The sequence below is a fragment of the Acidovorax sp. HMWF018 genome (assembly GCF_003061035.1).
Classification (GTDB): domain Bacteria; phylum Pseudomonadota; class Gammaproteobacteria; order Burkholderiales; family Burkholderiaceae_C; genus Acidovorax; species Acidovorax delafieldii.
Genome location: NZ_QAIM01000083.1, coordinates 1 through 3,296 on the forward strand (window position 1 = coordinate 1; position 3,296 = coordinate 3,296).

The window sequence follows — 3,296 nt, forward strand, 5'->3', positions numbered from 1 at the left end:
GGGTACGGTGGCTCTGCTTATGGATGTGTCACGGCGCGATGCCATGAACGCGCAGGTTCGCCAGAACAGCAATCTCGCGCTGAGCCTGGGCGAACAGACCGTACGGGTGATGGCGGCCGTAGACCAGGCGACCCTTCGCATGCGTGACACTGTGCTGGCCAACGACTTTGAAAAGGCAGACTTCACGCGGTTCGCCAACGAGACCGGGCTTGCCCCCTTGATCCTGACTCAGCTCTCACTGGTCGGCTCCGACGGCCGGTTCGTTGGAAGCAACATCGACCCCACCGGCGAGAAAACGGGTCACGTTGACCTGTCCGAGCGTGAGCATGTGCAAGTGCACCTCCATCCCTCCGCGTCGGAGGCGGTCCGTCTGCAGCAGACGCCTAGCGGACTGTTTGTGGGCAAGCCCGTGATTGGGAAGGTGTCCGGCAAGGCCACCATCCAGTTGTCGCGCAAGATTCAGGACGCTGGCGGTGGCGTAGCCAGCGTGATTGTTGCCTCCGTGAACCCCGGTTACTTTGAGGACGTCTATCGCGGAGTTCAATTGGGGCGAACTGGTGTCGTGACACTTATCGGAAACGACCGCACCATTCGAGCAAGAGTGATGGGAGGACAGAGCGTCGGAATGGGAAGCGTAGTGCCGCGCAGTCCGGACAACAATGCAGAAGAACGCGGCCCCAGCGGCCACTACGTGCGCTCCAGCGGCATCGACGGTATCGAACGCATTTATGCCTACAGCCGTGTTGGCACCTACCCTCTGATGGTGGTGGTGGCCACCAGCACCGACGAGGCCTTGCAGGAATGGCGCGCTAGCCGCAATGTGGCCCTGTTCACCATGGCGCTGTTCAGTGTGGCGCTGGTGGGTGCAGCGCTGATCTTTGTGCGCAGCGTGCGCCAGTTGGAGAGCACCAACGCCGCACTGCGCATCAGCGAGGCCGAGGCCCGCTCGGCCAGCCAGGCCAAGAGCGAGTTCCTGGCCGCCGTCTCGCACGAGTTGCGCACGCCCCTCACCAGCATCCGCGGCTTCGCAGAACTGATGGAGCTACGGCTGGAGCAGCCCCGCTTCAAGGAACAGGCCAGCCTGATCCGCAAGGCGGCAGACCACTTGAACGCCCTGCTCACCGAGATCCTGGACCTGGCCAAGGTGGAAGCAGGTGCCATGCCCCACATGCCCACCGAACAGAACGTGACCGAGATTGTTCAGTCCACCGCCGACTTCTTTGCCGTCACGGCCGCCAACAAGAACCTGGCGCTCCATGTGCGCATTGCCCCTGACGCCCCCCACACTTTGATGTGCGACGGACTGCGGCTTAAACAGGTGCTCAACAACCTGCTGTCCAACGCCATGAAGTTCACCGACACGGGCTCGGTCGCCATTGAGGTGGACGCCAGCCAAGACGCCGTGCGCTTCCACGTGGTGGACACCGGCCCGGGCATCCCGGCGCACCTGCACGAAACGATCTTTGAGAAATTTCGCCAAGGCAACGACCAGGTGAGCTACCAGCACGGCGGCACGGGCCTCGGGCTGGCGTTGTCGCGGGCGTTGGCGGTGCTGATGGGGGGCACGCTCACACTATCCTCTGCGGAGGGCCAGGGGTCGCGCTTCACGCTGACTTTGCCCCGCGAGCCGGGCATGGAGTCTAAGTAACCAGATCTGTGCTGGTGCGATACGTTGAACGTTTTGTGTCCAGTGCTCCGTAAAGCACCCGCCTCAGATGCAGTTCGCAGCTGCGATCCAACATTCCCATATCGTTGAAATACGAAGGCATCAGTCGGTTCTCCAATCGAACTCACAGCGCCAACGTCTATGTCAAGACACGTTGCCTTTTAGGCTGATCAACTGAAGCGTATGTAACGCTCGTTGCCTTTGAATGCGGGACAAGGTGACCAGATGTTCTACCGCACCGTACAGCTTCAAATGAAGCGGTCGCCGCCTAGCCTCTATTGCAATGGCGTCGATGCGTTTTTTTGCACCCGGCCCACCACTCAGTAGCCGTTGCAACTGGAGACGAAATAAAGCTGCGTGAGATGCGTTATCGAATCAATACAGAGAACAATGCGCCGCGCGGGAGGGTACTTCCGTCACAACGCCAATTTGAGCAGATGGGCGAGCCAAGGAATAGTGCAGATGAGTCCGCAGTAGCGGCTCAACTTGAGGCTCTACATCAGTAAATCTGCTCGCACACTTTAAAAACAGATACGAAAACAAGAATCAAGAATGCCTGACTTAATTGACTATTCATTTCTGAGCGACCTAGAGGGCGGTCGCACCACTAGTGGCTACGTTCCGGCAACTGCAGTGAGCAAAAGCGGTGTAACGATTGCGACCGGTTTTGACTTGGGCCAACGGTCAGAAGCAGACTTGAAGCGACTGGGCTTGCCTGCCAACCTGATCGAAAAATTAAAACCGTACCTCGGCGCCAAGAAGGAGGACGCCAAGAAGCTGCTGGATACAACGCCGCTCACAATCACATCCTCCGAAGCAGAATCTATCGACAAGGCTGTTAAATCTGCTCACTTGGCCACGGTGAAAATTAAATACGACGCAGCCTCTAGCGAAAAAAGCTTTATAGATTTGCCAGCAGAGGCTCAAACCGTGATCGCGTCGGTATCCTTCCAATACGGGAAAAATCTGGATGCAGCGACACCGAAGTTCTGGGCAGCCGTCACAAAACAGGATTGGACGGAAGCAGCAAAAATCTTGAGGAACTTCGGCGATGTTTTCCCAACCCGCAGAAAGAAGGAAGCCGCGCTTCTGGAGAACATCAAGTGAACAAATTTCTACTCACTACAGCAGCAACTGTTTATCTCTCGTTGGGCGCATCACAAGCGGCGAGCCATTCCGCTCACAAAGCACTCACCCAGGTAAGCCCCCAGAACGCTGCTGTGGCGGCCGCACTTACGGACCTGAAGGGGGCGCTTTCTGTACCCAGGACGGCTTTGCCATTTGACAACGGGGGCGTGGCAAACAACTGCGCGCAGTATTCCAATCTTTTGTCTACCAGTGCTCCGGACGAATCCACACGCAGTGCGGAAATTCGCAGCGAATACTTGGTGTGTGACGCATTGCGAATGGTCGGCACCCAGCCTTTTATCGTGACCCAAGCCGCCCTGCCTGCCAACGCGGTCAAAGCGCTTTATGAACGCTTGGACCTGCGCACCTTCCCGTCCTCACTGCGCAACCGTGCAGACGGTCCAACCCACACGCCCAAGACTCTCTTGGGTTTGGGCAAAGTGACCATGAACCGAGACACCGTGGAGATCGAAACGGACACGCAATTTTTCAGCCTCAAGAT

Annotated in this window: 3 protein-coding genes; all 3 read left to right on the forward strand. The window is 57.9% G+C overall.

The features are described 5' to 3' along the window. Window positions 1–7 precede the first annotated feature (7 nt). Complete coding sequence (locus tag DBR23_RS02970) at window positions 8–1,648, forward strand: ATP-binding protein (protein WP_233250245.1); 1,641 nt, start codon at window positions 8–10, stop codon at window positions 1,646–1,648. A gap of 570 nt (window positions 1,649–2,218) precedes the next feature. After that, a complete protein-coding gene (locus tag DBR23_RS02975) occupies window positions 2,219–2,773 on the forward strand; it encodes a pesticin C-terminus-like muramidase (RefSeq protein WP_056066200.1) in 555 nt (184 codons plus the stop codon). Beyond that, the coding region (locus tag DBR23_RS29150; RefSeq protein ID WP_146191210.1) for a hypothetical protein at window positions 2,770–3,296 on the forward strand (527 nt) is incomplete at its 3' end. The genes DBR23_RS02975 and DBR23_RS29150, both read left to right, overlap by 4 nt.

Bases quoted from the DNA above. Each gene is read 5' to 3' on its own strand.
- DBR23_RS02975 (WP_056066200.1), top strand. From the start codon at position 2,219: ATGCCTGACTTAATTGACTATTCATTTCTGAGCGACCTAGAGGGCGGT.